At 45.4% G+C, this 25,097-nt stretch carries 25 protein-coding genes; 11 read left to right on the top strand and 14 right to left on the bottom strand.

Annotated elements, in window-relative coordinates:
• Window positions 1–82: 82 nt before the first annotated feature.
• Window positions 83–1,582 carry a malate:quinone oxidoreductase gene (locus AC3WTP_RS20650; protein ID WP_492396525.1) on the bottom strand — a complete coding sequence of 500 codons (1,500 nt, stop codon included), beginning with the start codon at window positions 1,580–1,582 and terminating at the stop codon, window positions 83–85.
• A gap of 232 nt (window positions 1,583–1,814) precedes the next feature.
• Window positions 1,815–2,690, bottom strand: a complete 876-nt coding sequence (locus tag AC3WTP_RS20645) for a S8/S53 family peptidase (RefSeq protein ID WP_492396524.1) — start codon at window positions 2,688–2,690, stop codon at window positions 1,815–1,817.
• Between the two features lie 317 nt (window positions 2,691–3,007).
• Between AC3WTP_RS20645 and AC3WTP_RS20640 the strand changes: the two genes are divergently transcribed.
• The 7 genes from AC3WTP_RS20640 to AC3WTP_RS20610 are packed head-to-tail and all read left to right on the top strand — an operon-like array spanning window position 3,008 to window position 10,253.
• A complete protein-coding gene (locus AC3WTP_RS20640; protein WP_492396523.1) occupies window positions 3,008–3,877 on the top strand; it encodes a carbohydrate ABC transporter permease in 870 nt (289 codons plus the stop codon).
• Between the two features lie 14 nt (window positions 3,878–3,891).
• Complete coding sequence (locus AC3WTP_RS20635; protein ID WP_492396522.1) at window positions 3,892–4,707, top strand: carbohydrate ABC transporter permease; 816 nt, start codon at window positions 3,892–3,894, stop codon at window positions 4,705–4,707.
• Between the two features lie 20 nt (window positions 4,708–4,727).
• Window positions 4,728–6,080 carry an ABC transporter substrate-binding protein gene (locus AC3WTP_RS20630; protein WP_492396521.1) on the top strand — a complete coding sequence of 451 codons (1,353 nt, stop codon included), beginning with the start codon at window positions 4,728–4,730 and terminating at the stop codon, window positions 6,078–6,080.
• Between the two features lie 3 nt (window positions 6,081–6,083).
• On the top strand, window positions 6,084–7,337 hold the full coding sequence (locus AC3WTP_RS20625; RefSeq protein WP_492396520.1) for an MFS transporter: 1,254 nt from the start codon (window positions 6,084–6,086) through the stop codon (window positions 7,335–7,337).
• Window positions 7,315–7,911 carry a glycerol-3-phosphate responsive antiterminator gene (locus tag AC3WTP_RS20620; protein WP_492396519.1) on the top strand — a complete coding sequence of 199 codons (597 nt, stop codon included), beginning with the start codon at window positions 7,315–7,317 and terminating at the stop codon, window positions 7,909–7,911. The genes AC3WTP_RS20625 and AC3WTP_RS20620 overlap by 23 nt, the downstream gene beginning before the upstream one ends.
• Window positions 7,901–9,475, top strand: a complete 1,575-nt coding sequence (locus tag AC3WTP_RS20615; protein ID WP_492396518.1) for a bifunctional metallophosphatase/5'-nucleotidase — start codon at window positions 7,901–7,903, stop codon at window positions 9,473–9,475. The genes AC3WTP_RS20620 and AC3WTP_RS20615 overlap by 11 nt, the downstream gene beginning before the upstream one ends.
• Window positions 9,429–10,253 carry an HAD family hydrolase gene (locus AC3WTP_RS20610; protein WP_492396517.1) on the top strand — a complete coding sequence of 275 codons (825 nt, stop codon included), beginning with the start codon at window positions 9,429–9,431 and terminating at the stop codon, window positions 10,251–10,253. The genes AC3WTP_RS20615 and AC3WTP_RS20610 overlap by 47 nt, the downstream gene beginning before the upstream one ends.
• 261 nt (window positions 10,254–10,514) lie before the next feature.
• On the opposite strand, the gene AC3WTP_RS20605 is transcribed toward AC3WTP_RS20610, so the two are convergent.
• From AC3WTP_RS20605 to AC3WTP_RS20590, 4 genes are read right to left on the bottom strand one after another with little or no spacing between them, the layout of a single operon-like run.
• Complete coding sequence (locus AC3WTP_RS20605) at window positions 10,515–11,864, bottom strand: ABC transporter substrate-binding protein (RefSeq protein ID WP_492396516.1); 1,350 nt, start codon at window positions 11,862–11,864, stop codon at window positions 10,515–10,517.
• Between the two features lie 15 nt (window positions 11,865–11,879).
• Entirely contained in the window at window positions 11,880–12,986 is a 1,107-nt protein-coding gene (locus AC3WTP_RS20600; RefSeq protein ID WP_492396515.1) for an efflux RND transporter periplasmic adaptor subunit, read from the bottom strand.
• Window positions 12,987–12,996: 10 nt separating this feature from the next.
• A complete protein-coding gene (locus AC3WTP_RS20595) occupies window positions 12,997–13,854 on the bottom strand; it encodes a carbohydrate ABC transporter permease (RefSeq protein ID WP_492396514.1) in 858 nt (285 codons plus the stop codon).
• A gap of 14 nt (window positions 13,855–13,868) precedes the next feature.
• Window positions 13,869–14,729 carry a carbohydrate ABC transporter permease gene (locus AC3WTP_RS20590; protein WP_492396551.1) on the bottom strand — a complete coding sequence of 287 codons (861 nt, stop codon included), beginning with the start codon at window positions 14,727–14,729 and terminating at the stop codon, window positions 13,869–13,871.
• 189 nt (window positions 14,730–14,918) lie between these two features.
• On the opposite strand from AC3WTP_RS20590, the gene AC3WTP_RS20585 reads away from it, so the two are divergent.
• Entirely contained in the window at window positions 14,919–15,629 is a 711-nt protein-coding gene (locus AC3WTP_RS20585; protein WP_492396513.1) for a response regulator transcription factor, read from the top strand.
• Between the two features lie 145 nt (window positions 15,630–15,774).
• Window positions 15,775–17,052, top strand: coding sequence for a sensor histidine kinase (locus AC3WTP_RS20580; protein WP_492396512.1), 1,278 nt, complete (start codon window positions 15,775–15,777; stop codon window positions 17,050–17,052).
• A 135-nt stretch (window positions 17,053–17,187) separates the two neighbouring features.
• Here the strand turns inward: AC3WTP_RS20580 and AC3WTP_RS20575 are convergent, their stop codons facing one another.
• The 5 genes from AC3WTP_RS20575 to AC3WTP_RS20555 all read right to left on the bottom strand — a co-directional run bounded on the left by AC3WTP_RS20575 (window position 17,188) and on the right by AC3WTP_RS20555 (window position 20,641).
• A complete protein-coding gene (locus AC3WTP_RS20575; RefSeq protein ID WP_492396511.1) occupies window positions 17,188–17,814 on the bottom strand; it encodes a hypothetical protein in 627 nt (208 codons plus the stop codon).
• A gap of 224 nt (window positions 17,815–18,038) precedes the next feature.
• Window positions 18,039–18,350: a hypothetical protein gene (locus AC3WTP_RS20570; RefSeq protein WP_492396510.1), complete on the bottom strand. Its 312-nt coding sequence runs from the start codon at window positions 18,348–18,350 to the stop codon at window positions 18,039–18,041.
• Between the two features lie 139 nt (window positions 18,351–18,489).
• Window positions 18,490–18,960, bottom strand: a complete 471-nt coding sequence (locus AC3WTP_RS20565; RefSeq protein WP_492396509.1) for a pentapeptide repeat-containing protein — start codon at window positions 18,958–18,960, stop codon at window positions 18,490–18,492.
• A 220-nt stretch (window positions 18,961–19,180) separates the two neighbouring features.
• On the bottom strand, window positions 19,181–19,726 hold the full coding sequence (locus AC3WTP_RS20560) for an AAA family ATPase (protein ID WP_492396508.1): 546 nt from the start codon (window positions 19,724–19,726) through the stop codon (window positions 19,181–19,183).
• Between the two features lie 21 nt (window positions 19,727–19,747).
• Window positions 19,748–20,641 carry an AraC family transcriptional regulator gene (locus tag AC3WTP_RS20555; RefSeq protein WP_492396507.1) on the bottom strand — a complete coding sequence of 298 codons (894 nt, stop codon included), beginning with the start codon at window positions 20,639–20,641 and terminating at the stop codon, window positions 19,748–19,750.
• 135 nt (window positions 20,642–20,776) lie between these two features.
• Here AC3WTP_RS20555 and AC3WTP_RS20550 point away from each other — a divergent pair, with 135 nt between their 5' ends.
• A complete protein-coding gene (locus tag AC3WTP_RS20550; RefSeq protein WP_492396506.1) occupies window positions 20,777–21,241 on the top strand; it encodes a DUF2691 family protein in 465 nt (154 codons plus the stop codon).
• A gap of 199 nt (window positions 21,242–21,440) precedes the next feature.
• Here AC3WTP_RS20550 and AC3WTP_RS20545 read toward each other — a convergent pair whose 3' ends face one another.
• Window positions 21,441–21,629, bottom strand: a complete 189-nt coding sequence (locus tag AC3WTP_RS20545) for a hypothetical protein (protein WP_492396505.1) — start codon at window positions 21,627–21,629, stop codon at window positions 21,441–21,443.
• Window positions 21,630–21,669: 40 nt separating this feature from the next.
• Complete coding sequence (locus AC3WTP_RS20540; RefSeq protein ID WP_492396504.1) at window positions 21,670–22,554, bottom strand: YwqG family protein; 885 nt, start codon at window positions 22,552–22,554, stop codon at window positions 21,670–21,672.
• A gap of 227 nt (window positions 22,555–22,781) precedes the next feature.
• On the opposite strand from AC3WTP_RS20540, the gene AC3WTP_RS20535 reads away from it, so the two are divergent.
• Window positions 22,782–23,243: a hypothetical protein gene (locus AC3WTP_RS20535; protein ID WP_492396503.1), complete on the top strand. Its 462-nt coding sequence runs from the start codon at window positions 22,782–22,784 to the stop codon at window positions 23,241–23,243.
• A gap of 141 nt (window positions 23,244–23,384) precedes the next feature.
• Here AC3WTP_RS20535 and AC3WTP_RS20530 read toward each other — a convergent pair whose 3' ends face one another.
• Complete coding sequence (locus tag AC3WTP_RS20530; RefSeq protein ID WP_492396502.1) at window positions 23,385–25,052, bottom strand: DUF6138 family protein; 1,668 nt, start codon at window positions 25,050–25,052, stop codon at window positions 23,385–23,387.
• Between the last annotated feature and the right edge of the window lie 45 nt (window positions 25,053–25,097).

Genomic DNA, 25,097 nt, shown 5'->3' with positions numbered 1-25,097 from the left:
AACGACAGTTTACTTTCCATGCAAAGCAAAACGGCCTCAGTCCCGTGGAATTCAGGACGAAGGCCGCTTAACTCATATTTATTTATTGCACGGGGTGCAGTTCACTGTTTAGACCAAGCGTATGCGCTATTGATGCATGAAGCTCGTGGATGAGCTCTGGATTTTTCAATAGCGACACACCATAAGAAGGGATCATTTCTTTTATTTTCGGTTCCCATGCCTTAATATGTTGCGGGAAGCATTTTTCGATTACCTCCAGCATGACGGAAACGGCGGTAGAAGCCCCCGGAGAAGCGCCGAGCAATGCGGCTATCGATCCATCAGCGGCACTAACAACCTCCGTACCGAATTGAAGCGTTCCTTTACCGCCAGCAGTAGTATCTTTGATAACTTGCACACGTTGGCCCGCTACTAGTAGATCCCAATCCTCATTTTTGGCGTTCGGGATAAACTCTCGCAGCTCTTCCATGCGCTTTTCTTTCGATAGCATCACTTGCTGGATCAGGTATTTGGTCAATGAAAGGTTCTTGGCGCCTGCCGCCAACATCGTTATCACATTATTCGGTTTAACTGAACCTATCAAATCAAACATGGAACCGGTTTTTAAGAACTTTGGTGTGAAACCGGCAAATGGTCCGAAGAGCAGCGATTTCTTATTATCGATAAATCTTGTATCAAGATGCGGTACAGACATTGGAGGCGCACCGACCTTAGCCTTGCCGTATACTTTGGCATGATGCTGTGCTACAACTTCCGGATTGTTGCACACCATAAATAGTCCGCTTATCGGGAATCCTCCAATATGTTTCCCTTCAGGAATACCCGATTTTTGGAGCAACGGAAGACTTCCTCCCCCGCCGCCGATAAAGACGAATTTAGCCGTATGGCGTTCGACATTACCGCTGTTATTCCGTACTTTCAATTCCCACGAGCCATCGCTGGTACGTTTAATATCATCCACTTGATGTTTGTAATGAACACCGACATTTTTTGTCTTTAAGTGGTCGAACAATATGCGCGTTAGAGCACCGAAGTTTACATCTGTGCCCGAGTCAATCTTAGTTGCCGCGATCGGTTCATTCAATACCCGGTCTTTCATAATAAGCGGAATCCATTCCATCAGCTTTTTCGGGTCATCGGAATATTCCATCCCTTGAAACAGAGGATTGTTTGATAGCGCTTCATAACGTTTTTTCAAAAACGCTACATTTGCTTCCCCTTCTACTAAACTCATATGAGACAATGGCATAATAAAATCTTGCGGGTTACGAATCAGATTGCTGTTTACAAGATACGACCAAAACTGCATAGAAACTTGAAACTGTTCATTAACTTTTATTGCTTTACTAATATCTACGGACCCGTCCGGTTTCTCGGTTGTGTAGTTAAGCTCGCACAGTGCAGCATGCCCTGTACCCGCATTATTCCATTCGTTAGAGCTTTCCTCTCCTGCGCTTGCTAGCTTCTCAAACACTGTAATCTTCCAGTCCGGCACTAATTCTTTCAGCAAAGTCCCCAAAGTCGCACTCATGATTCCGGCACCAATTAAGATAACGTCTGTTTCGGTTTGTCTGTCGCTCATGTTTACCGTCCTTATGCGCTAGTATTTGAAGAAAAGATGTAGGCGCTCCTGCCTGTTAACGCTCTCATATTATTTAAAGATTAATATATCTACTATTATATGACAGTTATATACTATTTAAAAGACGTTAAATTACAATGATTACATAATGATGCAGTAAAAAAATAAGTAACTGTCCACAAAACCCTAGGAATATAAAAAACAAGGACGCTTACTTTGTAGAAAAGACAATTTAGTTTAATCCAGCTAAAAATGCTGCAGCTTTCCCGATATCAACAACTCTTGGACAAATTATGTCTTCGAACCTCGCCTTCTCTATAAAATGATGCTGATAACTCGTCTCTATTAAAATCTTTTTATAATCTGATGCTGTTAAGCCACCTTTTAGGTTCATCAGGATAGCAACAAAACCGGCCGTTACCGGCGACATGGACGAAAATGAAAAAAAGGGAATATCATTTCCACTTTCAGGATACTCTTTCGCCTTCGAAAACTTAATCCACTGGTCGAGAAACAGGGTGTTATAATCATAATGAAAAATGTTGAGATCCGGTGCACGTGTAAATAATCTGGATTCGATTCCGCACAACCCGTGAGGCCATATATTTTGAGGATGGTCGTAATGAATAAATGTCGTTGCAATTCCATGGGCGGAGGCTTTCTCTACTGCTTCATCCAGACGCTTCCGGTTGACGGAAGAGATAGGGGCTGAAGAATAAGTCAGGATGTTCAGACGATTCTCAATGGCCCAATGAATGGCTCGCACCATTCCATCAACCTTTTTCGCTTCTCCCTGATCATCTGCCTCATCATCATAGAATAGTGCATTTAGTGCATAGACCTCACACTCCGGTGCGATTTCCTTCAAAACAGATGCCATCCAAAAACCATGCCCATCCACCTCAAATAAGGATTCCTGATCCTCCTTGAAGTCCATAACACCAGCATAAAAATTCGGGTGATTTCCCGCCCCAAACTTATGATCCATAATACCGATTTTAACGTTTTTGCCCTTACTAAACTGATGTGCCGCCTTCACGTTGTGGATAGAGAAATAAGTTTCCCTTGAGTTTGCATCATGGAAATGTACAACCTTCAATTCCTGCACGTTCTTACTCCCCCTTTCAAACGTTATGAATATGGATAATATTTCTCTTCTGCTGTTCCGTTTACCTTTATTAAACATTCGTATTTTGTTTGAACTCTACTTAATCCGACAGACTAGTAACATTTACTAATTATAAATATGAAGCAAACACTCTGTTAACATTGCCGGGTTAAAGTAGAGTCAACAAGCAATTGAATATCTGATAGCAATGGGCTTAATTGCAGAGAATGCCCGTGATTCCCTTCTCCATCTTTGATGGAACCATCCGGGGAGTCACGGGCTTTGTTGCGTTCATTTTGGCTTAGAGGAGGCGTAGGATGAGACGAATACCATGGCAGCCCTATTTGTATTTATCTCCCGTGTTAGTGCTTTACGCGATATTTTTTGTTTTCCCGTTTTTTTTCTCCCTCTATATCAGCTTTATGGAGTGGGATCTGCTGCTGGATAAAAAACAGTTTGTCGGCTTGAGCAACTATAAAGAGGTGTTTGGCAATCCGTTGTTCTGGAAGGTGATCGGCAATACGCTGCAGTACATGGCGTTAACGGTGCCGCTGTCCGCAGCGCTCGGATTGGTATACGCGCTGGCGATTGAGCGGGCAGGCAAGCTGCGGTCCTTGTACCGGGTATTGTTTTTTGTTCCGGTGGTTGTCAGCGTCTCGGTGGCGGGTCTAGTGTTCTCGCTCATGTTCTCACCTCAGAACGGATTGATAAACGAATGGCTTGGCCTATTCGGAATCGGTAAGAAGGCATGGCTTCAGGACACACAACTGGCAATGTACGCGCTGGCTATTGTAGGGGTGTGGATGTCCTTTGGCTACAACGTCATCTTATACATTTCCGGCTTGAAGCAATTGGATAACGAGGTGAAGGAAGCGGCGGCGATTGATGGCGCGAGCGGCTGGCAGTCCTTCCGCCATATGACGTTCCCGATGCTTATGCCGGTGCATATGTTCGTCTGGACGATCACGCTGCTTCATTCCTTGCAGGTGTTCGCTACGGTTCAAATTATGACGCTCGGGGGTCCCAACAATTCGACGAACGTCTGGGCTTTCTATATATGGCAGGAGGCGTTTCAATTTTTCAACACGGGCGTGGCCAGCGCGGCGGCGACGATCTTGTTTGTCATTGTGCTGGGATTGACCGTTATTCAGGTGCGCTGGATGCAGAAGCGCACGCAATGGGTATAGGGGGGATTGGCAACTTGAAGTTACGAAATCATCTGTTGTTGAATGTATTTCTGCTGTTATCCGTACTAGTGGTGCTGATGCCGTTCATCTGGATGCTGACGGTATCCTTGTCCCCAAGCTCCGATCCGTTTCGGCGCGTAGCGTTTCTCATTCCGACAAGCTTTAGTCTTGAGGGTTACCTGCAGGTATTCCAGCAGGCGCCGATAGCCCGCTGGTTTATGAACAGCATGCTGTTGACGAGCGTATTGACGGCGGGTCAGCTGATGCTCGGCGTATTGGCCGCGTACGCCTTCGCCAGATACCGATTCAGAGGACGCGAAACCTTATTTTTCTTCGTCTTGTGCACGATGATGATTCCCCCGCAGGCTATTATGCTGCCGGTATATTTGGTCGTCAACTCGTTTGATTGGGTCAATTCATATAAGGGGGTGATCATACCTCATATCGCAAGCGCGTACGTCATTTTTGTACTCCGCCAATTTTTTATGGCTATTCCACGAGAACTCGAGGAGGCTTCGAGAGTGGACGGCTGTCATTCCGTCCAAACCTTGTATCACATTTATTTAAGGGCCTCGGCGCCTACCTTGTTTGGTGTCGGACTCATCCAAATTGTTAGCAACTGGAATGATTATTATTGGCCGTTTCTCATTTTGAGCGATGAAATGAAAATGACGCTGCCGGTGGCTATCGTCCAATTCCGCAACGACAGCTATATCGAATGGGTGCCGACGATGGCGGCTGCCACTTTGACTGTGCTGCCTATTATCGGAATATACGCACTGGCGCAGCGCTACTTTACAGAAAGTTCATTGCAAAGCGGGATTAAATAAGAACTACAGGAGGAATAGGAATGAAAAAACGTATCGGCTTGAATGTAATGATGGTAGTAGCGTTAATGTTGCTTTTGGTTGGCTGCGGACAAGGGAACGCCGATTCCGGGAACATTGCGGCCCCTTCGGCTTCGCCGACAGGAACAGAAGCCTCTTCTAATAAAGAGGACAAGACGGAGAAAGCGGTAGAGATTAAATTTATGCATGTATTTGGCGGAACGCAGGGCGAGGCGATTCAAGAGATGGTGGATCGTTATAACGCTTCCCAGAACAAGGTCATTGTAAAGGCCGAGCAGGCGCAGGGCTTCTATGACGGACTGCTGGAGAAGCTTCAAACGCTGGCGGTGTCCAAGCAGCTTCCAGAGGTCGCGATTGGCAGCTACGCAAACGGGGAGTTTATGTCCACCCGGATGCCAATCCGCCCGATGCATACCTTTATTGACAAAGAAGGGTATTCGACCGAAGACTACACAGCTCAGATGCTTAAGCTAGGACAAGACGCGGAAGGCAAACAGCAGTCTCTGCCGTTTCTCGTCAGTACGCCTTTGATTTATGTCAACCTGGATCACTTTGAGAAAGCGGGCATTCCGGTTGTGGAGCAGCCTGAAAGCTGGGAGCAGGTGCGCGGCTGGGCGAAGCAGCTTGCAGCGGCGGCACCAGACCGCGGCGGAATCTACTTCCAGATGGACTTTGATACATGGATGTTCCAGACGCTTCTTGAAACCAAAGGCGGAAGCTACGCATCCGTTAAGGATAAGGATGTTCAGTTCAATGACGAGACCGGCAAAGAAGTTCTTCGTTACTGGTTGGATATGATGCAAAAGGATAAGTCGATTCCGATGATGAACGGCACGCAAGCGGCGGAAGCTTTCCAAAGCGGCGACCTATCTATGCTGGTAGCTACTACGGGCAATCTAGCGAATTTGTCGAAGAACTCTTCCTTTAATCTGGGCATTATGCTGCTTCCGACTTGGGAGGGTGAACAAACGCCTCGCCGCTTGCCGGCTGGCGGAGCAGGACTGTATGTGTTCCAAGGCAGCGAAGAGAAGGAAGCCGCGGCATGGGACTTCGTGAAGTACGCGACTTCGCCGGAAAGCTCGTCTCTGCTGGCGCAGAAGATGGGGTATATGACAGTGCGCGACAGCGCTCGCGAAGAGCTGATGGCCGATTATTTGAAGGAAAATCCGATGGCGGCCGCTACTTATAAGCAAGCGCAAGATATTGTTCCATGGTTCAACTGGCCGGGCGACGCGGGCACACGCGCGACGCGGACCTTGCTTGATCATATTCAGGGCTCTTTCTCCGGCGACATGAATGGCGATGAAGCGCTCGATAAGGCCGCCGCCGAAATCGAAAAGATACTGGGGTGGTAACAGGTGAAGCGTCCAGCTGCGATTGGTTGGGCGCTGCCTCTTCTAACAGGCTTGTCGATGCTGGTTACTGGAATGATGGAGTCCATGAAAGGTTTTTTGCCGGACTTCTTTCTGCACGAATACCAGTTTGACGCGCAAACAAGCGGGCTAATCTTTGCGTTTAGCTCCGCTGGATTGCTGGGAGCCAATGTGCTTGCCGGCCGTGTAACGGCATTATGGGGATGGCAGAGAGCCTTTAGTATACATCAAGTGATCTTTGCGGCAGGCATGGCCCTATTGGCGCTGCTGTCCGCTTCTTCCGCGGCAGTATGGTGCGGACTGTTCCTTATGGTGGGTTACGCCAACGGAATCGTCGGTATGGTGTGCAACGTAGCGATGCCGCTCGCTTCACCGGAGCGAGCGGGACAATTGCTGGGACGGCTGCACTTTATGATGGGCTGCGGCTTTATGATTGGACCGCTTGCGCTTGAGTTGACCGTAGGCGGGAAGTCCACTGCGCAGGCTGCTGTGACGTGGCCGCTGATCCTGTTCGCTTTTGCCGTATTCGGGACGCTGCTCGCCTTTGCCGGGAGCAGGCTTGTCTGGCCAAGCGTGGTGAGCAAGCCGGGGAGGAACGAGCTCGCAGGGAAGACTAAGGGCGAGGCGCCGCCTGTACAACGGATTAATAGAGGTTCCGTTCTACCGCTTGTCTGCTTCGGACTTCTCTACTTTTTTTATGTTGGAGCGGAGGTTGGCCTTACGGTGTGGTATCGCCCCTTGCTCCTCCAGCAATATGGCTTGGAGCCCTCCCTTGCAACGCTGCTGTACTCGGTCGCGTTTGCCGGCTTTACGGCACTGCGGCTTGGCGTCAGCCGCAGTGTAAAGCGATGGGGCTACAGTGGCACTCTCATCCGATGCGCGGCGCTTGCCAACCTATGCCTGATATGGGCAAGCTTTGCCCCAGGCGTGCTTGGTGCTTTCGGATACGCTGCGTTTCTAATGGCGATTGCGATGATTTTCCCTACCATGACCGCGCTAGCTGTTCATTATTGGGGAGCGCTTGCGGCTTCGCGCATGGGATTGTTTTTTGCTTGCGGCTTCGCGGGAGGAGCTTGCTCCACCTGGCTAATCGGCGCGCTGCAGCAGTCCTCCTCGTTCAGCAACGCCATTATGGTGGTACCGAGTTTGTTTCTTGTATTTACTGCGGCATTGTTCGGGGTGCTGCATATTCGATCTATCGACAGGAGAGTGGCCAATGAAATTACATCATCTGTTTAGCCCGTTTACGGTTATTGCGGCGGTCAAGACGTCTCTGGATATGGCGAGAGCCGAGCGCATGGGCGTGCGTAATGTGTTTCTGGTTCGATCATCGTTGAGCGAATTAAAGGTGTACAGCAAGCAAGCTGAAAAAAGCGGCATGCGCTTATTCGTCTATTTCGATATGATCCGCGGATTGTCGCAGGATAAGGAAGCCGTTCAATTTCTGCTGAATGAGGTCGCCGTCTGTGGAATTGTGAGCAACAAGGCTCATGTGGTCAAAGAAGCGAAGAGACTCGGCGTGTTCGGCATATTGACGATGTTCCTGCTCGACAGCTATTCCCTTGAACTAAGCGGCAAGGTGATTAACGATTTGCAGCCGGACGCCATCAATATCGCCCCAGGCAACTTGCCTAAGAACGTCCGCGAGCTGTCCGAACAATACGATGTGCCCATCATCGCGAGCGGACTCATTACGTTGCCGGAGGAAGTCGGGAATCTATATCAAGCGGGCGCCTGCGCGGTGTCGACCAGCCAATCGGAGCTCTGGTCGATTGAATGGAAGATGCTGGAGATGAAACACCATGCCCCATAACGATAATACCATTACATTGCTGTACACCAGCGATACGCATGGGCATTGGACGCGCGCTGACGGGCAGTCGGGCGGGTCACTCGCTTGCGCCGCCCAATATGCCGCGCACATTAGGAATACGCGTAAGCATGTGTGGATGATCGACAATGGCGACTTGCTGCAAGGCACGCCGCTTGCGAGTCATGTCGCTCTGGACGAAGGAGAATGCGGAGCGGAGATGATTGGCGATCTGCTTCGGGCAAGCGGAGTGGAAATGGCGGTGCCCGGCAATCATGATTTTGACTACGGCATTCCTTATTTGAGGAGTGTTATCGCGTCATCCTCCTGCGTGTGGTTGGCCGCCAATGTTCGCCATCGTTCGGGGAAAAGGCTCGCGGAGTCTTATCATATCGCGGAATTCGGAGCTAGGCGGATCGCTTTCATCGGCGTTACGACGCGCATCCCGGCATGGCAATACCCGGATCGGCTGGAGGGCTGGGAGTGGCATGACGAGGTAGCGACGGTCAAGGCGATCATAGACCATCTTCGTTCCAACGTTGATGTTGTCGTTGTATGCTATCACGGCGGAATAGAGCGGGAAGGCGCGCCGGATCAAGAGAATGCCGCGCTTCGCATGGCGCGCGAAGTGGAAGGAATCGATGTGCTGCTGACGGGCCATCAGCATGACCGCTTTGTTCGGCGGGAGGGGAAGACGCTGATGCTGCAGCCTGGCTCGCACGGTACCGGCATAGGGGAAGTTACGCTTACATTTTTGACTGGAGAAGATTCGGAAGAGATGGTGTCGGAAGGACGGATTGTAGATATAACCGGGCAAGAGGAATCTGCGGAGTTAGTGGCAGAAGCGCTAAAGATCCGCAACAGAGCGGAAGCGGGGCTTGGCAAGGTGTTATGTCTGTGCGATTCGCGCTTGCAGCTCCATGATTGGCACGACTTGACGCGCAGCGAGCACCCCATTGTGGAGTGGATGCACCGGGTGCAGCTTAAGGAGAGCCGCGCGCAGCTGTCTGCTGTAGCCTATGCGGGCGAGAAGCAGTTGAAGCTTTCATCGGGACAATTGACGCGAGGGGACATCCAGCGGATATTTCCGTATATGGATTCTCTCAGCGTGTTTCAAATAAAGGGCGCGGAGCTGTTGGCCGCTCTGGAAGTCAGCGCCTCTTGGTATGATGAAAAATCGCAGGAGCCGCGAGCCGATTGGCTTAAGCCGCAGCTTCTGCTGTACCAGTTCATCATGTTTGAAGGCGTGCAGTACACGATCGATTTGTCGCGGCCCATTGGATCGCGTCTTCGGGCATGTCACTATCGGGGACAAGCGGTGCGGCATACCGATTCCTTTACGATTGTGATGACCGACTACTTGGCCGGGCAGGCTTCCCAGTATCCCATGCTTCGTGGAATGAAGAGGCTGTACGGGATTGAGGAGCCGCTTGCTCGGCTGTTGGAGAGTAACGCCGGCTCACAGCGCATGCTGCGGATCGATCATACGTCAAACTGGGAGATTATAGGAGGGAATGTGGATGTCGATTCGCACAACGAGGGGCAAGCCCAAGGCGGCGGCCTTTGATATGGATGGGACGCTGCTGCGTTCGGACGGAACCTTGTCGGCGCGCACCGAGCGGGCGCTTCAAGCATACAACGATAGCGGCGGTATCATCATCGTAGCGACTGGAAGACCGCCGCGGCTGGTGCTCCCGTTATATCCGCAATTGGCGGTAGCGAACTATTTCATCTATAACAATGGTGCAGTTGTGGTCAATAGCGTGGGCGACTGGCGTGTAGAGCGGCCCATCTCTAACCATACGGCGTATCAGCTCCATCAGCATGTGCTGAACCATCATGCGGATGGCATTTGTATATGGGAGGTGGCTGACCGCTGGCATGCCAACCGTCCGCTCTACGAGGAGGAAAAAGCTTATTTTCTAGGTCCCGCTGATCAATTGGACCCCATTATTTTATCAGAACAGTCCATCCGGGAGCTGCAGCCGTCTAAGATGCTTCTACCTCGCGTCTATGATGTGGATAATTTGTCCGAAACCTTCCAAGACGAGCTGAATGTATATAGGCTGTCCAGCGCGCCTTGTGTGGAGATGGCTCCAAGATCGATCAGCAAGGCGTCCGGCGTTGAAGGAATCGCGCTTAGGCATGGATTATCCAGCGGGGACATCGGAGCGTTCGGCGATGACTATAACGACTTGGCGATGTTCCAATATTGCGGTCATTCGGTTGCTATGCACAACGCCATACCTGAGCTGGCTTCCATTGCGACGGATACGACGGCGAGTAACGACGAGGATGGCGTCGCGAAGAAGCTGGAACAGTGGCTGCAGGATAGCGAAGGGTAAGCAAGATAAGTTCAGTTCAAGTTGATCCTGCAGTACGGTCCCCTATAGCTAAATATTATGTCTCATGATCCATAACGATAGAACGAAGGCAAAACAAAATAACCAGTCGCCGGTTCTATTCCGACGACTGGTTGCTTAAACTTGCAAGGTGTTTTCATCACTTTCTCGCAAAAGGGGGTCTGTCTATTCGTATTCAATCTCTCTTACATATCCGGATACATAGAATGTTACGTATTAGATAGCTCTATTAGGACGTTCTATTTACTCGTTAATGTAAGTGTTGACTCGGTTTTGAATCAGCTTGCTGACATCTTCAACTGATTTCTGGCCGCTCATATAAGAATCAAATTCTTCAATCGCAATTGAAACGACCTTTTGGTCACTAGATAAATTCTTACTCGCTCCTTCTATGAGCTGATGCAATTCTTGGATCTTGCTTTCGACTGTCTCAGCATCAAACTTCTGTTCTAGAAGAGGCATAGTACCCGCTACTGCCTGCTGCTTGGCATCATTGAGCTGTTTCTCCACAACTCCCTTATGCATCGCAAAGCCCGGTAGCGCTTGTGAAGATTGCATGTCCTCGGAAAGCATGAACTTAATAAAGTTCCAAGCTTCATCTTGAACCTTCGATTTGCTGTTAATGCCTAAAGTGAAATACGACTTAAATCCAGTTCCGCTATATTGTCCATTTACTGTTGGCTTTTGATATATATTAATCTTTGGATCAAGGACTTGAGCCAGGCCTGTTATTGGATCGAGAAGATTAGCATTGTTAAACAAAGTTTTGGAATAGTCGTACGTAAATTCGGCTTTAAGCACACCTTCATCATACATCGATTTGATTTGCTTCATCATATCTCGAAACAGATCGGAATCGAAATTCGCTTGACCTTGATCAACGAGCTTATCATAATTAGCCTCTATATACTCCGCTAACAGTTGAATCGGGAATAGATTAACAAATGCCACATAATCCTCACCAACTTGTTCCTTTAGCTTCTTAGAAATACCTTTAAACTCATCCCATGTCCACGTTTGATCATCAATTTCAATATTAGCTTGCTCTAACAACTCTTTATTCCCAGTTAACGCGTCAAGGACAAATGAGAATGGCATTGCATACAAACCATCTCCATTCTGGGAGCCTTCAAATATATTCTGATAGTACTGATTTCGATCAAAGTCAGAATCCTGGTCCATCAGATCATAGAAATTAGTCAGCATGTTCTTGGCGACATATTTGTCCTGCGGCAGATCGTTCATGACGATGATGTCTGCACCTTTGCCAGACATCATCTGTGTGCTGACCGTTTGTACATATTTCTCAACATCGCCCTTTGACATTGCTTCACTCGATTTATTTTCATCTGTTTGAGGTCTAGCTAGATACTCTTTAACTTCAATATGAATATCTGGACGAAGCTTGTTATATTGCTTAATTGCCTCCTCTAAATAAGGATGTACCGTCATGGTTGCAATCTCAATCGTTTTGCCATCTTGACCTGAATGTTCATCAGATGATCCTCCTCCACCTGATCCCACGCTGCTGCTAGAGCATCCCGATAATACGACTATCATCGCTAATAAAGCCAATACCCATCTTTTATTCAAATTCATTCATCCCCTTCAATATATTCGGATTCGATTACCTTCCTGCAATGGTTCACTTGATTCAATAATGATCTCATCATCAGGACTCAACCCGCTCACAGCTACAACCTCATCCTCGGTTGAATCACCTGTTATAATATAAGCCTTGCGTGCATTAAACGTATTGCCGAGTGAGCTTTTCTTCTCCTCAACTACATAGACATAGCTTCCTGTTGCATCTTTATGAACCCATTTTTTTGGTAACACAAAACCCTTTTCATTTGACTCCTTCTTTATATCTAGACTGACTTGTTCGCCGCCTTGAAGACCATCATCGGAGACGGAAACGACAACCTGATAACTGGATTCGTCGGATGAATCTTCACCCTTCTCTTTTGATACAGCTTTAATCTCTTCAATTTTACCGTCAACCAATTGATTGTCTTTCACCAATCGAACAGAAACCTTAGATCCAATCTCGAATAATGCCGTATTCCCCGACTCGACAGCGAATATAAATTCGAAGCCCTTGCCACTATCCATTAGTGTCATAATGGTCCCACCTTGTGAGACATTCATGCTATCCTCTGCTGTAATCTTTGTAATCTTGCCATCAAAGGGGGCAGTCAGCGTTTGTTTGTCCGCTTTTTCTTTACGCAGCTTATTTAATTTTCTTTGTGCGATTTCAAGATCCATATTATCCAGTTCAAGATCTTGCTTGGCCTTGACTATCACTTGCTCATCACCGCCTCGCATCGCATTCACTAAGTTCTCCTTCAACACCTCCCGATTCATCTTGTGCTTCTTAAGCGCCATTTCCTCTTGATATAGCTGCTCATCCAAATCAGAACTGTCGAATGTCACAAGCGTTTGACCCTTCTTAACCTCATCATTCTCTTTTACATGAACCTTCAAAATTTTAGAGCCACTCTCATTCACCAAATCTACCTGCTTTCGAGGCGTTAAGACTCCACTCCCTTTAACATGATGAACTAATGATTTGGAAACAAGCTTCTCCGTAATCACTTTGGGCAACATCATCGTTTCGAGTGTGCTGCTAAAGAAAGTCAGCCCAGCCAATATCACAAAGAACAATATAAACAAAGCAGCCGTTAAACGTTGTCGCTTAGATGTGCTTGTCATCTCATGCCCCCTATCCTTTAATTCCAGAAAGCTCTATGCCCTCAATAAAATACCGTTCTGCAAGAAGAAACAAGAGAAGCATAGGCGTCATATACAAGACCGCAGCAGCAAAGGATACCCCAAGCGCATCTTCCTGCAAGCGAGATAGAAAAATGGACAAGGGCTGCAAAGCGGCATCCTGCAGAAAGATCAGTGGCTGCTCCACCATATTCCAGTAATCTGCAAACAGCAGAACAACAAGCGCTGCCATTCCAGGTTTCACCATAGGCAGGACGATCGTGACAAAGGAACGGAAATAGCCCGCCCCGTCCATTTGGGCAGCCTCCATATAAGCAGTTGGAATCTGGAGCATAAATTGTCTGAGCAGGAACACACCAAACGCCGCAAATATTCCTGGCAAAATAATGGAGCTCGGACTATTAATAAGCCCCAATCGATCAGACATAATGTAATTCGGTACAAGTGTGACCTGAAACGGCATAAGCATCGTTATCAGATACACAATAAATAAGGGCTCTCTGCCCGGAAATCGCAGCTTGGCAAATGCAAATGCCGCTAATGTTGCCACCACGACCTGTCCTATAATGATTGGAACCACCATAAATACGGAATTCCAGAACATATGAAGAAATTGCGAGGTTGAAATAAGTACCTTAGAAAATTGCTCAAACGAAACCCAATCTGGAATCAGCTTCAAATTCACAAAATCGTTCGTCTGCGTATCACCCAACATGCCGTAATTCAGCATAATTTCCTTCTCCGTCATTACGGAGCTTACCATTGTCAGTACAACAGGAAACAGCATGACAAGCGCGATTACAGTTAAGAAGATAGTGAGTAGCAGTGTTCCTATCTGTTTCTTGTTCATCTACACACCTCCCTTTACTCCATAAATGAACGGAACTTTTGTTCAACTCGGAAGAGCATCAGCACAATGACTAGAATGCAGAGCACCATCAAGCATGCTGCAGCCGACAGCTTCTGAATATCGAGCGATAGGAACATATTGTTCATATAATGCTGAAGCATATAGATGCTGTCATGTGGATAGTCACCTGCAACTAAATAGATTTCCCTAAATACCTTGAATGAGTTCAGAATCGACATCAGCATAACTAAAAATCCTGTCGGTATTAAATAAATCAAGGTAATCTGGAGCTTACGAGCCCAGCTTGCTCCTTCTAGGTTTGCTATCTCATAATATTGATCAGGGATATTTTGCAACCCGGCCAAGAACAGAATCACGTTATAGCCAATGTTTTTCCATACATAGATAACTATAATGACACCCTGCGCCCACTCTGATTTCATCCAATCGATCCGATCGATTCCAAGCCACTCCAATACATGATTAAAAAAGCCATTCCAATCAAATAGAATCTGCCATACGAGCACAATTGAAGCTACTGGAACAACCAGCGGCAGCACATAAGAGGTGCGCAGCCAGTTTCGAAAGAAGACTCGTTTGTTAAGCAGCATGGCAAGACCAAGTGACAATATAATAAGGATTGGAACGCCAATAATAGTGAACCAGAATGTATTCCCCGCTGCCTTTTGAAAGGACGAACTGGCTATTAGGCTTTGATAATTGGAAAGCGACAAACCTGCCTCTCCGCTTGGATTCTTAAAAGAAAATACAATACTTTGACCAAACGGAATTAAATAAAATAGAGCAAAACCAATCAAGCTCGGAGCAAGAAAGCAGAAAGCCACAAGAACCTCCTTGCGAGCCAATTTTGATATTCTCACAGCATCACCCTCCAATCGAGCTTGTTTAATACAAGCAGATTAAAACATGTATATCGTACAAGTAATTATTCTATAGATCAGCTTAGGCATTCATTTGGAGTAATTGTGGAAAAAGTATGGAAATATCCACTTGTGAGAGCAACTTTGTTAAAATAGACGGTGTAAAGGATAGGAGGTTTGTTGATGAAAAGCTACCAAATCGCTATAGTTGACGATGATAATCATATAAGAGATATAGTTGAGGCTTATTTACAGAAGGAAGGCTACAGAACCATCTCGTTAGGTTCTGCAGAAGAAGCGCTCACGCTATGGAGCACAGAGCGCCCGGATATGTGGGTTCTGGATATTATGCTTCCTGGTATGAACGGCTATGAATTCTGCAAACAAATTCGTAAGGAAGCTGAGGTTCCCATTATTATGATCTCCGCTCGTGATGAGGAAGTGGATAAGATACTTGGACTTGAGCTTGGAAGCGATGATTATTTAACTAAGCCTTTCAGCCCGCGTGAGCTAGTAGCACGAGTGAATCGTTTATTCCACCGTTTTAACTCACTTACTGCAAAGTCAGAACAGAATATGGGTTTATCAAAATCAAACGACCTCATCATTGATGAGCTTCGTCTAGTATTAGATAGTCGCTTGGTTTACTGGAAATCTCAAGAGATTGAAATGACAGTGAAAGAATTTTCCTTGCTTCATACCTTAGCAGCGCAGCCGAATCGTGCTTTTTCGCGCAATGAGTTATTAACATTAGTGTGGGGGGATGATTATTTCGGTAGTGACCGAGCGATTGATGATTTGGTCAAAAGACTTCGTCGTAAAATGAAAGACCTGCCTCTTGAAACGGTTTGGGGATATGGTTATCGAATGCGAGTGGATGGAGTGGAGTTCTAGCATGAAACTAATCTATAAGCTTCATTTATCATTTGGAATATTGCTTGTGTGCGTACTCTTGCTTACAGCTGCATTCGTTTATCCCCTGCTATTGGACACGCTAATCGATAATCAAAGAAACGAACTACGATCACAAGGTAATGCGATGATGGAATTGGTCAATTCGTTACCTGTTCAAGACCTATCTCCTACTCAATCATCAGCAGCGGCTGTCGTACAGCTAGCAAATGAGATTAATGGATCAGTAGATGCGTTACTCATAGAGCCGAATCATAATATATTGTTTAGTACAATGACAGACGCCCAATCAAAAACATGGTTACCGCTCATTGAACAGAACTTAACTCACAACCAGCAAGGCTTATGGGAAGATGGACAGGAGAAATATATTGTTGAGACCTTAACTTCTGATCCACGGATGATTGATTCAGCTAGTAGTGTAGCCCCAGCTACACTTGTCTTGTCCACGCCGCTAAGCAAAGTGAAATCGTATCAAACAGAGCTGTTTACAAGAATGATGTTCATTATGGTGATTGGCGGAATTCTTGCCTTTAGCCTAAGCTTCTTTATTACCAAACGCCTTGTTACGCCTCTGGAGAAATTAAAGCTTGAGCTTAAAAAAGTTGAAAACCGTCATTTTGATGAAGTACAGTTGATTCAAACTGGCGGAGAAATTGGTGAGGTAGCCCAAAGCGTCCATCATCTTGCTGGGGAACTTAAGCAATATCATCATGCTCAAAAGCAATTCTTCCAGAATGCTTCTCATGAGCTTAAGACTCCGCTAATGACGATTCAAGGTTATGCTGAGGGAATTCGAGATGGTATTTTCACAGGGGATCGTGCAGACAATGGTCTCAAAGTGATCACTAGCGAATGTGAGCGACTCAAGGAGATTGTCACAGAGATGATCTTATTAGCCAAGCTTGAGAGTGAAGATGGTATTTTGAATCAAGAAGAAGTGTCCGTTGAACAATTAATCAATCAAACCGTCGATCGAATACGTCCGTTAGCAATAAATGAGAATGTTGAAATCAAGGTAAAGTACGAGGTCGACGAGCCTGGCAAACTTCATATTGAGGGAGATTCGAAAAAGCTCTTACAAGCGGTACTAAATATTTTAAGCAATGCGGTTAGACACGCATCACTAGCCGTTTACCTACAAATCTCGGAGCAGGATGGGCAAGTACGGATAGAAGTCATTGATGATGGTGAAGGCATTGCTGATCATTTACTGCCTCAGCTATTTCAGCGTTTTATCAAAGGTAAGAATGGAGAAACAGGGCTTGGACTCGCCATTTCACGAGCAATTATTGAACGGTCCAATGGAACGATATCCGCTCATAACGGAGATCAGAGTGGAGCTATATTTCGAATGAGCTTCCCTTCCCTGGTTGGCTCTACGATTCATTCCAGAAAAATCTGAAAAAGAACGGCCCTTCTGCCGAACACACGGTGGAAGGGCCGTTCTTTTCCTAGATCTTCAATCTTTTTTAATGGCATGGCACAACTTTGGCATTTTTTATATTCTTTCATACAACCACCTCAAAATGTCCTTCAATTAAGCTTCTAATGGTTTATAGATTTTTTTGACTCTTTTTAGTTGAGGAGCTGTTAGGGATTTTTCTCTTTTTCGTAACACATTCAAAAACGCCTCTTTATTTTCATCTGTTACGGCTAAAAGCACGCTTTCCGAGTGCTGGGGAATTTCCTTTGGCCTGCAATTCTCAAGGTGATGGAGTAAGTATGGAAAGATCACATCATTGTTTTCCTTACTGACGGCTGCTAGCTTCGCAAGAGTTAAGACATCTTTATCAATTGTGATAACTGAACCTATTTTCATGGCACTTTTTAATGTATCAAGATGAGCCATAATGGTTTCTGATGCTACCTCAGCAATCGTTGCTAATGCCGTCATCCCGCCCCAGACCAAACGATTATTACGGCTTTTTAGCAACTCTATAAAAGTCTGAGCATACTTACTGATGAGTTCTGGTTTAACTTGTCCAATTTCGTACGCTACTTTAATACAATCGTGTTGAATCTTTTTATCATTGCTAGATAGGCTTTCAATTATCTCTTCTATTCCTGTATGATTTTCTTCATTAGCTAATTGACGTGCCAGCTCAATATTTGGCACTTCATCATTTCGACTTAGTTGAGAAGCTAACAGGTTCACTACTGACATGATTATCCCTCATTTATCAAAGTTAATTCATTTACATACATTATCACATTTAATCCGATACCATATGTTTCGCATTCTTCCTAATGCGAATAATGTTTCATATTATAATTAGCCCTCACAGTTTAATAAAAAAAGTGTAGGACTACGATTCCATATAGTCCTACACTTTTTTTGTCATTTATTAAAACCTCATTTACTTATGATACGGTTCTGCGCAGGTGAAATCATTTTTCGTCTTCGTCTGCCGCCAGCATAAGTTGATAAATTTTTCGTGTCGTATTCAAATTCCTGATCGTCATCTGTCGATACAATTCCGTACCAATCAACTTTGTAATGCTGCCTTTGGTCACGTTTATTTTATCAATCGCCCATATAATCGCGCCTGGAGCATATTTCACCGTTTCGATCTCCGGTTTGAAGATCAGCTTATCGAGAACGGAAGCGTCATTGATATCTCCCCATAAATAAAGGACGTCGCATCTCAATTTATCATTGTTCATCCATGATTCGGGGAGCGTGGACATCACTTTTTTCATGTCTTCGAAACTAATTACCAGCTTTACATCAGTATATAAAGATAAAGAGCCACTCCTGCGTTCAATGGAGTGGTTTCTTTATAGAACTTCTCTTTTATTGAACTAGCGTTGGGCTTAAGCCCAATTACTTGCCCTTTAGTTATTTGTTCTTAATTAAATCCGAAATCAAGATACCGTTTATTTTCAGTCCAGTAATGTCACAATCGGTTATCTCAACATTTGATAAATCACAATTTCTTAAATGCCCATTGGACAGATTACAGTTATGAAAACTTACTGGTTTATATTGCCCATCGGGATTGTAATTTCCGTCCCCCTCCATAGGAAGAACCACATTATGAAATTCTGTTCCAAATAGATGGACGTGGTCAATAATAGCGTGGCTAAAATTTGCATGCTGTATGCCTACATCCGACAAGTTTGCGTTCGAGATTTTAATTCCACCCATATTAACATCATTCAAAGTCATTCCACTCATGTTTACATTATTTATTTTCGTCTTTGCCAAGCTAACATTATCAATATCAAGTTGCTCAGCTCTAACCTCCTGCCACTTAGACCCTGATATATCCGCCTTTTGCAAATCTAACGGTTCAACCTTTATACTCATTCTCATATTCCTTTCAAAATAAAAAATTATGATACATTTATAACTTCGACACACCCCCTCTTCTTTTCCTTTATTATCCAATTAACTAATCTGCCTGTTCTCTGAGCAAACATTAATCGTATCGTCCAAAATCAATCCATAGTCGGGGAGTGGAAGTGCTATAGCCTTATCCAAAAACCACTAAAACAAATAAGGTGTAAAATATCCCCCCATCCCATTATCAGAAGCCCCCATTAACCTGCTCCTGCACCATTCTACCTTTGTCAAACACTATACATTTCACAATTTGTTGTGCGGCTTGATTTGCATTCATGTGCGTTACATCAATTTTCACAGTATCCATATCATCATATAAGCTCAATCGAGATAAGCTGCGCTCCAGAACATCAATGGTTCGAATACCCGCTTCAATATCACGCACTAGCCTTGTTTCTAGAGCTTCTTGTGAAGAAACCAAGGTAAACAGATGTAACTCATATTCACAATCGGATAAACCATTCAAGATTTCGTCTATTATATTGCTCTGATGCATGACCCAGCAGAAAATAACCGTTTGGAAGACGGAGCACCTTAAATAGTTTCTAATGATGTGTGTAATGTTATCTACAACCATTTCCTTTGTTTCCTCCGTTACAATAAACGGATTCATGTTCCAACACCAATCACCGTCTAAGAACACGCTGTTGGGTGTTATTTTCAGCAGCTCATTGCAGGTCGTTGTTTTCCCAATCCCCATAGTTCCATTTATTATGATTAGTTTTTTCATTGTTCCACACGGCCCTCTTTATCAATGGTTACAACTGGTTTTATTTTTGATAGGTATATAAATATCAATTTGACTATCGATATGTGCCTGGCAGCGCTCATCATACAGCTCAAACTGTGGACCTTCGGCTATTTCATAATCTGACTGATGCAGCCACACTTTAAAGATGTAATCCCACGATTTGCCGATCGATGATACAAATACATCCCGAGGGACTATTGGTGTTGTAAAAACGGCGTAGGTTAAGGAAGGGAATACTCTGCAAATACTGTTTATTGGCACATTGTCAAAGCTCGTTACCTCCATTCCAAGAAGGTATTTAAAACTCCCATCTTCTCTCCAATCGTAACAGATTCCTAAGTCTACCCATCTGTTGGGGTCTATCCAGTTTGGAATTGTACTAGGCCAATCATTATTAAGGTAGGTGTTCCAGAACTCAGGGATGGTCATATTACTTGTAGAAGTATCGAGCTCATAACCAATCACTTTAAATTCACTCTTAAATTTAATAGTGGGCTGTAACTCTATATCTCCTTTGTACTCCATTGCCGTCAATTGGTGTTCCCCCAATCTTTCGAATGTAGTCAAATTCGCCCTCTTCGCTCTGAGTTCACTAGGACTTAACCCGAAATACCGTTTGAATGACCTTGTGTATGCCTCAGGTGATTGGTACTGGAGCTTTAGAGCAATTTCAGTAATGCTCAACTTCGATTCCGTCAAAAGTTCCGCTGACAACGATAATCGCCTCTTCCTGACATACTCCATGACCGTTATACCGGTTATATAGTGGAACACTCTATGGAAGTGATACGATGAAAATGATAGTCTGCCTGCAATAAGATCCAGTGACAGATACTCGCATAGATGCTCTTCGATATAATCGACAGTGTCCCGAATGTATTTGTAATATCCCATATATCACCTCTTATTAAGAATGATACGGATCTGATCGAAGTTTGTCCTGATAATAATTGCTAATATCTTACTTTGTACTCTTCCTGCTGTCATTTTATACTCTGAAAAAGGTAAGTAAAATGAGGGGGCGGTTTTATGAGGAGAGGAATCAGCTTTGAAATTCCAAACGAATATGGAAGTTTGCTTGGAGAAGTGCTAAAGCCTATTGATATTACTGCTTTTAATTGGCGAATTGGCAGTGGCGAGTCATATATGGTAGTTAATGACCAATTAGATAAAGAACTTTTCTCGGAAGATAGAGATATTATTGAGGGTGCAGAACTTAAGAATCTATTTGAAACCAATAAGTATTATGTTATTTTCGCTGATTTACAAGCATTTTCAAAAGATGAAATTTCCCATATTGAGACCTATGAAGAGTTTATTGAAAGTGATTGCGAACTGGTTCTATTAGTGATTGATTGCTGTTATGTCACCATATATTGCAAAAATCAGGAGGCAATCGAATTATTATACAAAAATACACTCGATTGTGGATTTGAAGATGTTGAATATATAACCGATGAAAATGATTCAAGAACAAGGTTATCAGTATGGTAATGAAAAAAACAACTATATTTAATAAGGAGAGACGATACTCATCCCTCCTCATATCCTCTTGGCATTGGCCACCCTTTCACCTTATGAAAGAGCGGTTATTCCCAGCTGCTGCGCGTAATATCGATGTGCATTTTCTGCAATGCGATCCTGGTCTTCCCAGAATCTCGTATCAAGCTCATCCATCCTATCTAACTCTTCATCAGTAAGAAACTTTGGAATATCCCAGAGCTGAGTGAGGCGGTTGTCTTCTGATAAATGCTCGATGCAGCCATAAGGCGACAATCTCTTGTTCTTGCGGGGTCAGTTTGTCCCAGCCCGAAGCATTCTTTTTATCTACAAAGGCTCCGGCATAATCGAACCATATGTCACTTATATCAATCTCACTCAAATTGTACTCCCCCTTGATGTATGAAAGTCATTTGTGATGACTAACTAGAATACAGGGAGCAATAGGTGTGTGCAAAGTTCCCCGCCAGCAGATCTTCCTTCCGAATATAAAATTGCAGTTCACCAGCATCCCACCAGCAGAACCCAACCTCCTGATCCGAATCCAGCGCCAGCAGCAAAAGCGTATCGCGGACTTCCCGCTCCGCCTTGTCAGAATCGCCGTTCAAATGCGCCGTTATCTGCTCCATGGCCGTCTTCACGGAATAGTTGTATTCCTTACCGGTCAACAGTCGAAGCGCTGCTTTGTATTCGCAATCTCCATGCTGCGTTGCCGGATAACCGAACATGACCGCAAGGTCGCTTGAGTTGTCTCCAGTCAACTCGAAGCATAAATTTTCGTATTGCTCGTAATCATGCTCACCATCCTCTACCTGCTCATCATCCACATAGCCGTAATTGGGCGGCTCAACCGTGGCTCTGGCAGTCACCCGGTAACCGATAAACTCCTCCTCGAGAGCGGTCACTTCGGGCGAAGGGCGACGCTGGGCTTCCTGCAGCTTCTCCTCTTGTAGATACAGCACCTTGTGTTCAATATGATAAGCAGGTTCATCCACCCCAACGAAGAAATAAAGCATGCCTCCCGCTGGAAGCAGGGAAGACACATCATGAGGCGCCAATTCACGTAGACGCAACTGAGCCAGGAACGTCATTGGGGTCCCGTTGGAATCCAAAGGCCATTCCACGTTAGGAAGCAGATCTGGATCGCCCCCTATGCGGGAAGAGCATGTATCCTTGTAATTCTCCATCTCTTGCTTGGACAAGCGAATGCCTTGACGCACAGACTCCTTCAAATAATCCATTACGTGTTCAAACTGATGTTCCCGAACAATGAGCTCAAGCTGTTTCTTATGGTTCTCGCTTAACATTGCCTCCACCTTCCTTGTTATCTGGGTATATTATCTAAACGAAATTCTGGATTGTCATAAATAAATGCAATTAAATTGTAACATAAGGAAAGATAGATTAATTCTTCTAAATCTTAAATGGCTTATTCTCCGAGATCACTCTCTTATTCATGTACACAACCATTTATCGATGTTACTATTTATAAAGGTAGAAGATACCAATCGTTAACCAAACTACGGAGGAATGTATGATATTTATGCTTCTGATGGCAGGAGCCGTCGTGAATGTCGCTTTATGTGCCATCGCGGGGGGCGTGGTTATTGTAGGCGTTTTGTTCTCCCTGATCGGATTCCCTACATCCAAGTCCTCGAAAACATGGTTATCACCCACCCTGATCAAATTTATATTCACGGTCTTTTTAACTTTGCTAACTTTGATTATTTATATGGCTATTACATACTGGAGCGCGCGCATTGGGGGAACATTGGCGTTCTCCCGTTCTGTTCCAATCGATACCTACATGAGTCAGGCCAAGAAGCTAGTACTTCTAGGGACCGCACAAGGTGCTTTCTCGCTCTTTGCTTTTAAATGGCTGCTGCCTAGTATATTTGGAGATCTTATATTAGATAAAAAACATATCTGGGGAATTTCGGCCGGAGTAATATTAACGATCGCGGGCGGCAGCGCCGCGTGGCTGACGTCGATGTAACCCCAACTTTTATTAAAAGGTGGGCGAGCAACGACAAGAGCCCACGTTCGACGCGGGCTCATCTTCTTTTTATATCTATTGAGACCAGATATTCCGTGGCTCCCCAGTGCGGCGGCTGTATAGGGCAACTGTTCTACCGGTTCATCCGCCATTCAGCGCCAACAGCTGCTCCAGTCCTTCTTTTAGCGGCGGTTGTGCTTTTCGGGCAGCTCCTTCCAGTTTCTTTACGCTCCCGAAGGTCCGACACAGAACCAGTTCGCTTTCATGAATCTCTTTGCCTTTCAGCGCCTCGACAAGCGCCTCGGCAAGCTCAGGACGGTCGATGGTTAGATTCTTGACCTGTCTTCCTTCATCATTCCCTCCCAGCAAAATCGATACGATCACGGGCATATGCTCCGCCTTTACGCCATGCGCCTCAATAAATGCCTGCGCATAGCCATCCTGCACCATTTGGTGCTCCGTATCCACCAGCTTCATATAACGGCAAACCAACGGAAAATAGGCTTCGTTGTACAAACCGAGACCTAGTACGGCATAGGTGCCCGGCATAACCGATTTCTCGCTCGGCTCCACATCGCTGTACCACGCGAACTCCTCCATCGCTGTATCCGCATATTCTGCAATTTTTGGGAACAACGTCGGGTAGCTGAGTGCATTGGCAAAAAACTGATGCAGCTTGGACTTCGCCAGTTTTTTAAACGGAAGAAAATGCTTTTGGCTGCTTTTCAGCTTTAGATTGTAGCCTTTCGGGAAATCCTGTCGCAAAAGATGGATGATATAATCGAGCGCCTCCCCGTAAGCCGCCTCTTCTTCAGAGAGGATTCGGATTTCGATCGTCTGCGTCACGTCATTGTTTCGGGCCTCCACCCGCTCTCCACGATAGGTACTCTCAAATTTTCCGCTGCCTATTTTCAAATAATCCGCTGCTCGCTTGGAACCCAATTGCACCGCAAGTTCCAGGTACTCCTGCCGAGTATCCGGCTCGGTGAAGCCGATCTGCAGAGCTGCATAAAGAAAGAAATCCATTTCTCCAGCATCTACGGAAGGATGTACCGGCTCCTCCTTCAAAACCCACTCGTTTCCAAAATAACCGGATCGGGTAAAATGCTGAGGTAAAAAGTGATCTCTCACCCAACTGTTGAAGGCCGAAGTATAACGTCTGATCCACTCGTTTTTGCGCTCTTGGTTCTTATTTAGCTTGTCAGAGAGGCGGCGGATCAGAGGCTCGATCTCTTCCGTTTCCTGTTTCATCAGATCAGGATTGACCAGATGGTAGGCGAAGAAGAACATATCCTTTTCATTTGGCAACACGGGCGGATCAGGGAGAATCTTAGTTTGAATAAATTGATCCAGCGACTTTTGGAGTTGAATCAACTTAGGCTCATTAAACAGCTGCTGGTTAAGGGTTAATATCGACTTCTCCCGCTCAAACTCAAATACGATTTCAAACCGGTAATCAAAAAAACGAGAACCAAGTTCCTCTGAGCGGAACAAGTGATCTACACGTTCGCACAAGGCGGGAAAAAACTGTTCGGTCAAAAGTTCATCGGTCAACTCCGTGATGTAAGTATCCGCTTCAAATTTATACGAGCTGTTGCTCCAAGAGAATGGCTCGTAGACATCGATATGGATTTTCCCATTTGCCCAATCAAACTTGCCTTTTCGCCATGCTACTCGAAGGTAGTTCATGACTCCTGCCTGCAACCTGCTATGATCCTTAAACTCATTGATCCTCTTGCTTTCTTTTGCGTAAATCGCCGTGACTTCCTGCCATACCTCGTTCAGAAAAGCTTCTACAGCCTGATTCAACGGTTTCTCCTCCCATTCCGGTGGATGTAATCTCCATTCCCAGAT

It is taken from the genome of Paenibacillus sp. EB106-04-04-XG159 (genome assembly GCF_058791835.1).
This window is presented reverse-complemented; position numbering and strand designations above follow the sequence as displayed.

What these genes read in the sequence shown, in the direction of transcription:
- AC3WTP_RS20560 (WP_492396508.1), bottom strand. Translation starts at nt 19,726, where the DNA reads ATGAAAAAACTAATCATAATAAATGGAACTATGGGGATTGGGAAAACA.
- AC3WTP_RS20540 (WP_492396504.1), bottom strand. Translation starts at nt 22,554, where the DNA reads ATGTTAAGCGAGAACCATAAGAAACAGCTTGAGCTCATTGTTCGGGAA.
- AC3WTP_RS20630 (WP_492396521.1), top strand. Translation starts at nt 4,728, where the DNA reads ATGAAAAAACGTATCGGCTTGAATGTAATGATGGTAGTAGCGTTAATG.
- AC3WTP_RS20585 (WP_492396513.1), top strand. Translation starts at nt 14,919, where the DNA reads ATGAAAAGCTACCAAATCGCTATAGTTGACGATGATAATCATATAAGA.
- AC3WTP_RS20555 (WP_492396507.1), bottom strand. Translation starts at nt 20,641, where the DNA reads ATGGGATATTACAAATACATTCGGGACACTGTCGATTATATCGAAGAG.
- AC3WTP_RS20650 (WP_492396525.1), bottom strand. Translation starts at nt 1,582, where the DNA reads ATGAGCGACAGACAAACCGAAACAGACGTTATCTTAATTGGTGCCGGA.
- AC3WTP_RS20565 (WP_492396509.1), bottom strand. Translation starts at nt 18,960, where the DNA reads ATGAGTATAAAGGTTGAACCGTTAGATTTGCAAAAGGCGGATATATCA.
- AC3WTP_RS20610 (WP_492396517.1), top strand. Translation starts at nt 9,429, where the DNA reads ATGTCGATTCGCACAACGAGGGGCAAGCCCAAGGCGGCGGCCTTTGAT.
- AC3WTP_RS20535 (WP_492396503.1), top strand. Translation starts at nt 22,782, where the DNA reads ATGATATTTATGCTTCTGATGGCAGGAGCCGTCGTGAATGTCGCTTTA.
- AC3WTP_RS20580 (WP_492396512.1), top strand. Translation starts at nt 15,775, where the DNA reads ATGATGGAATTGGTCAATTCGTTACCTGTTCAAGACCTATCTCCTACT.
- AC3WTP_RS20640 (WP_492396523.1), top strand. Translation starts at nt 3,008, where the DNA reads ATGAGACGAATACCATGGCAGCCCTATTTGTATTTATCTCCCGTGTTA.
- AC3WTP_RS20600 (WP_492396515.1), bottom strand. Translation starts at nt 12,986, where the DNA reads ATGACAAGCACATCTAAGCGACAACGTTTAACGGCTGCTTTGTTTATA.
- AC3WTP_RS20575 (WP_492396511.1), bottom strand. Translation starts at nt 17,814, where the DNA reads ATGTCAGTAGTGAACCTGTTAGCTTCTCAACTAAGTCGAAATGATGAA.
- AC3WTP_RS20570 (WP_492396510.1), bottom strand. Translation starts at nt 18,350, where the DNA reads ATGAAAAAAGTGATGTCCACGCTCCCCGAATCATGGATGAACAATGAT.
- AC3WTP_RS20595 (WP_492396514.1), bottom strand. Translation starts at nt 13,854, where the DNA reads ATGAACAAGAAACAGATAGGAACACTGCTACTCACTATCTTCTTAACT.
- AC3WTP_RS20615 (WP_492396518.1), top strand. Translation starts at nt 7,901, where the DNA reads ATGCCCCATAACGATAATACCATTACATTGCTGTACACCAGCGATACG.
- AC3WTP_RS20620 (WP_492396519.1), top strand. Translation starts at nt 7,315, where the DNA reads ATGAAATTACATCATCTGTTTAGCCCGTTTACGGTTATTGCGGCGGTC.
- AC3WTP_RS20550 (WP_492396506.1), top strand. Translation starts at nt 20,777, where the DNA reads ATGAGGAGAGGAATCAGCTTTGAAATTCCAAACGAATATGGAAGTTTG.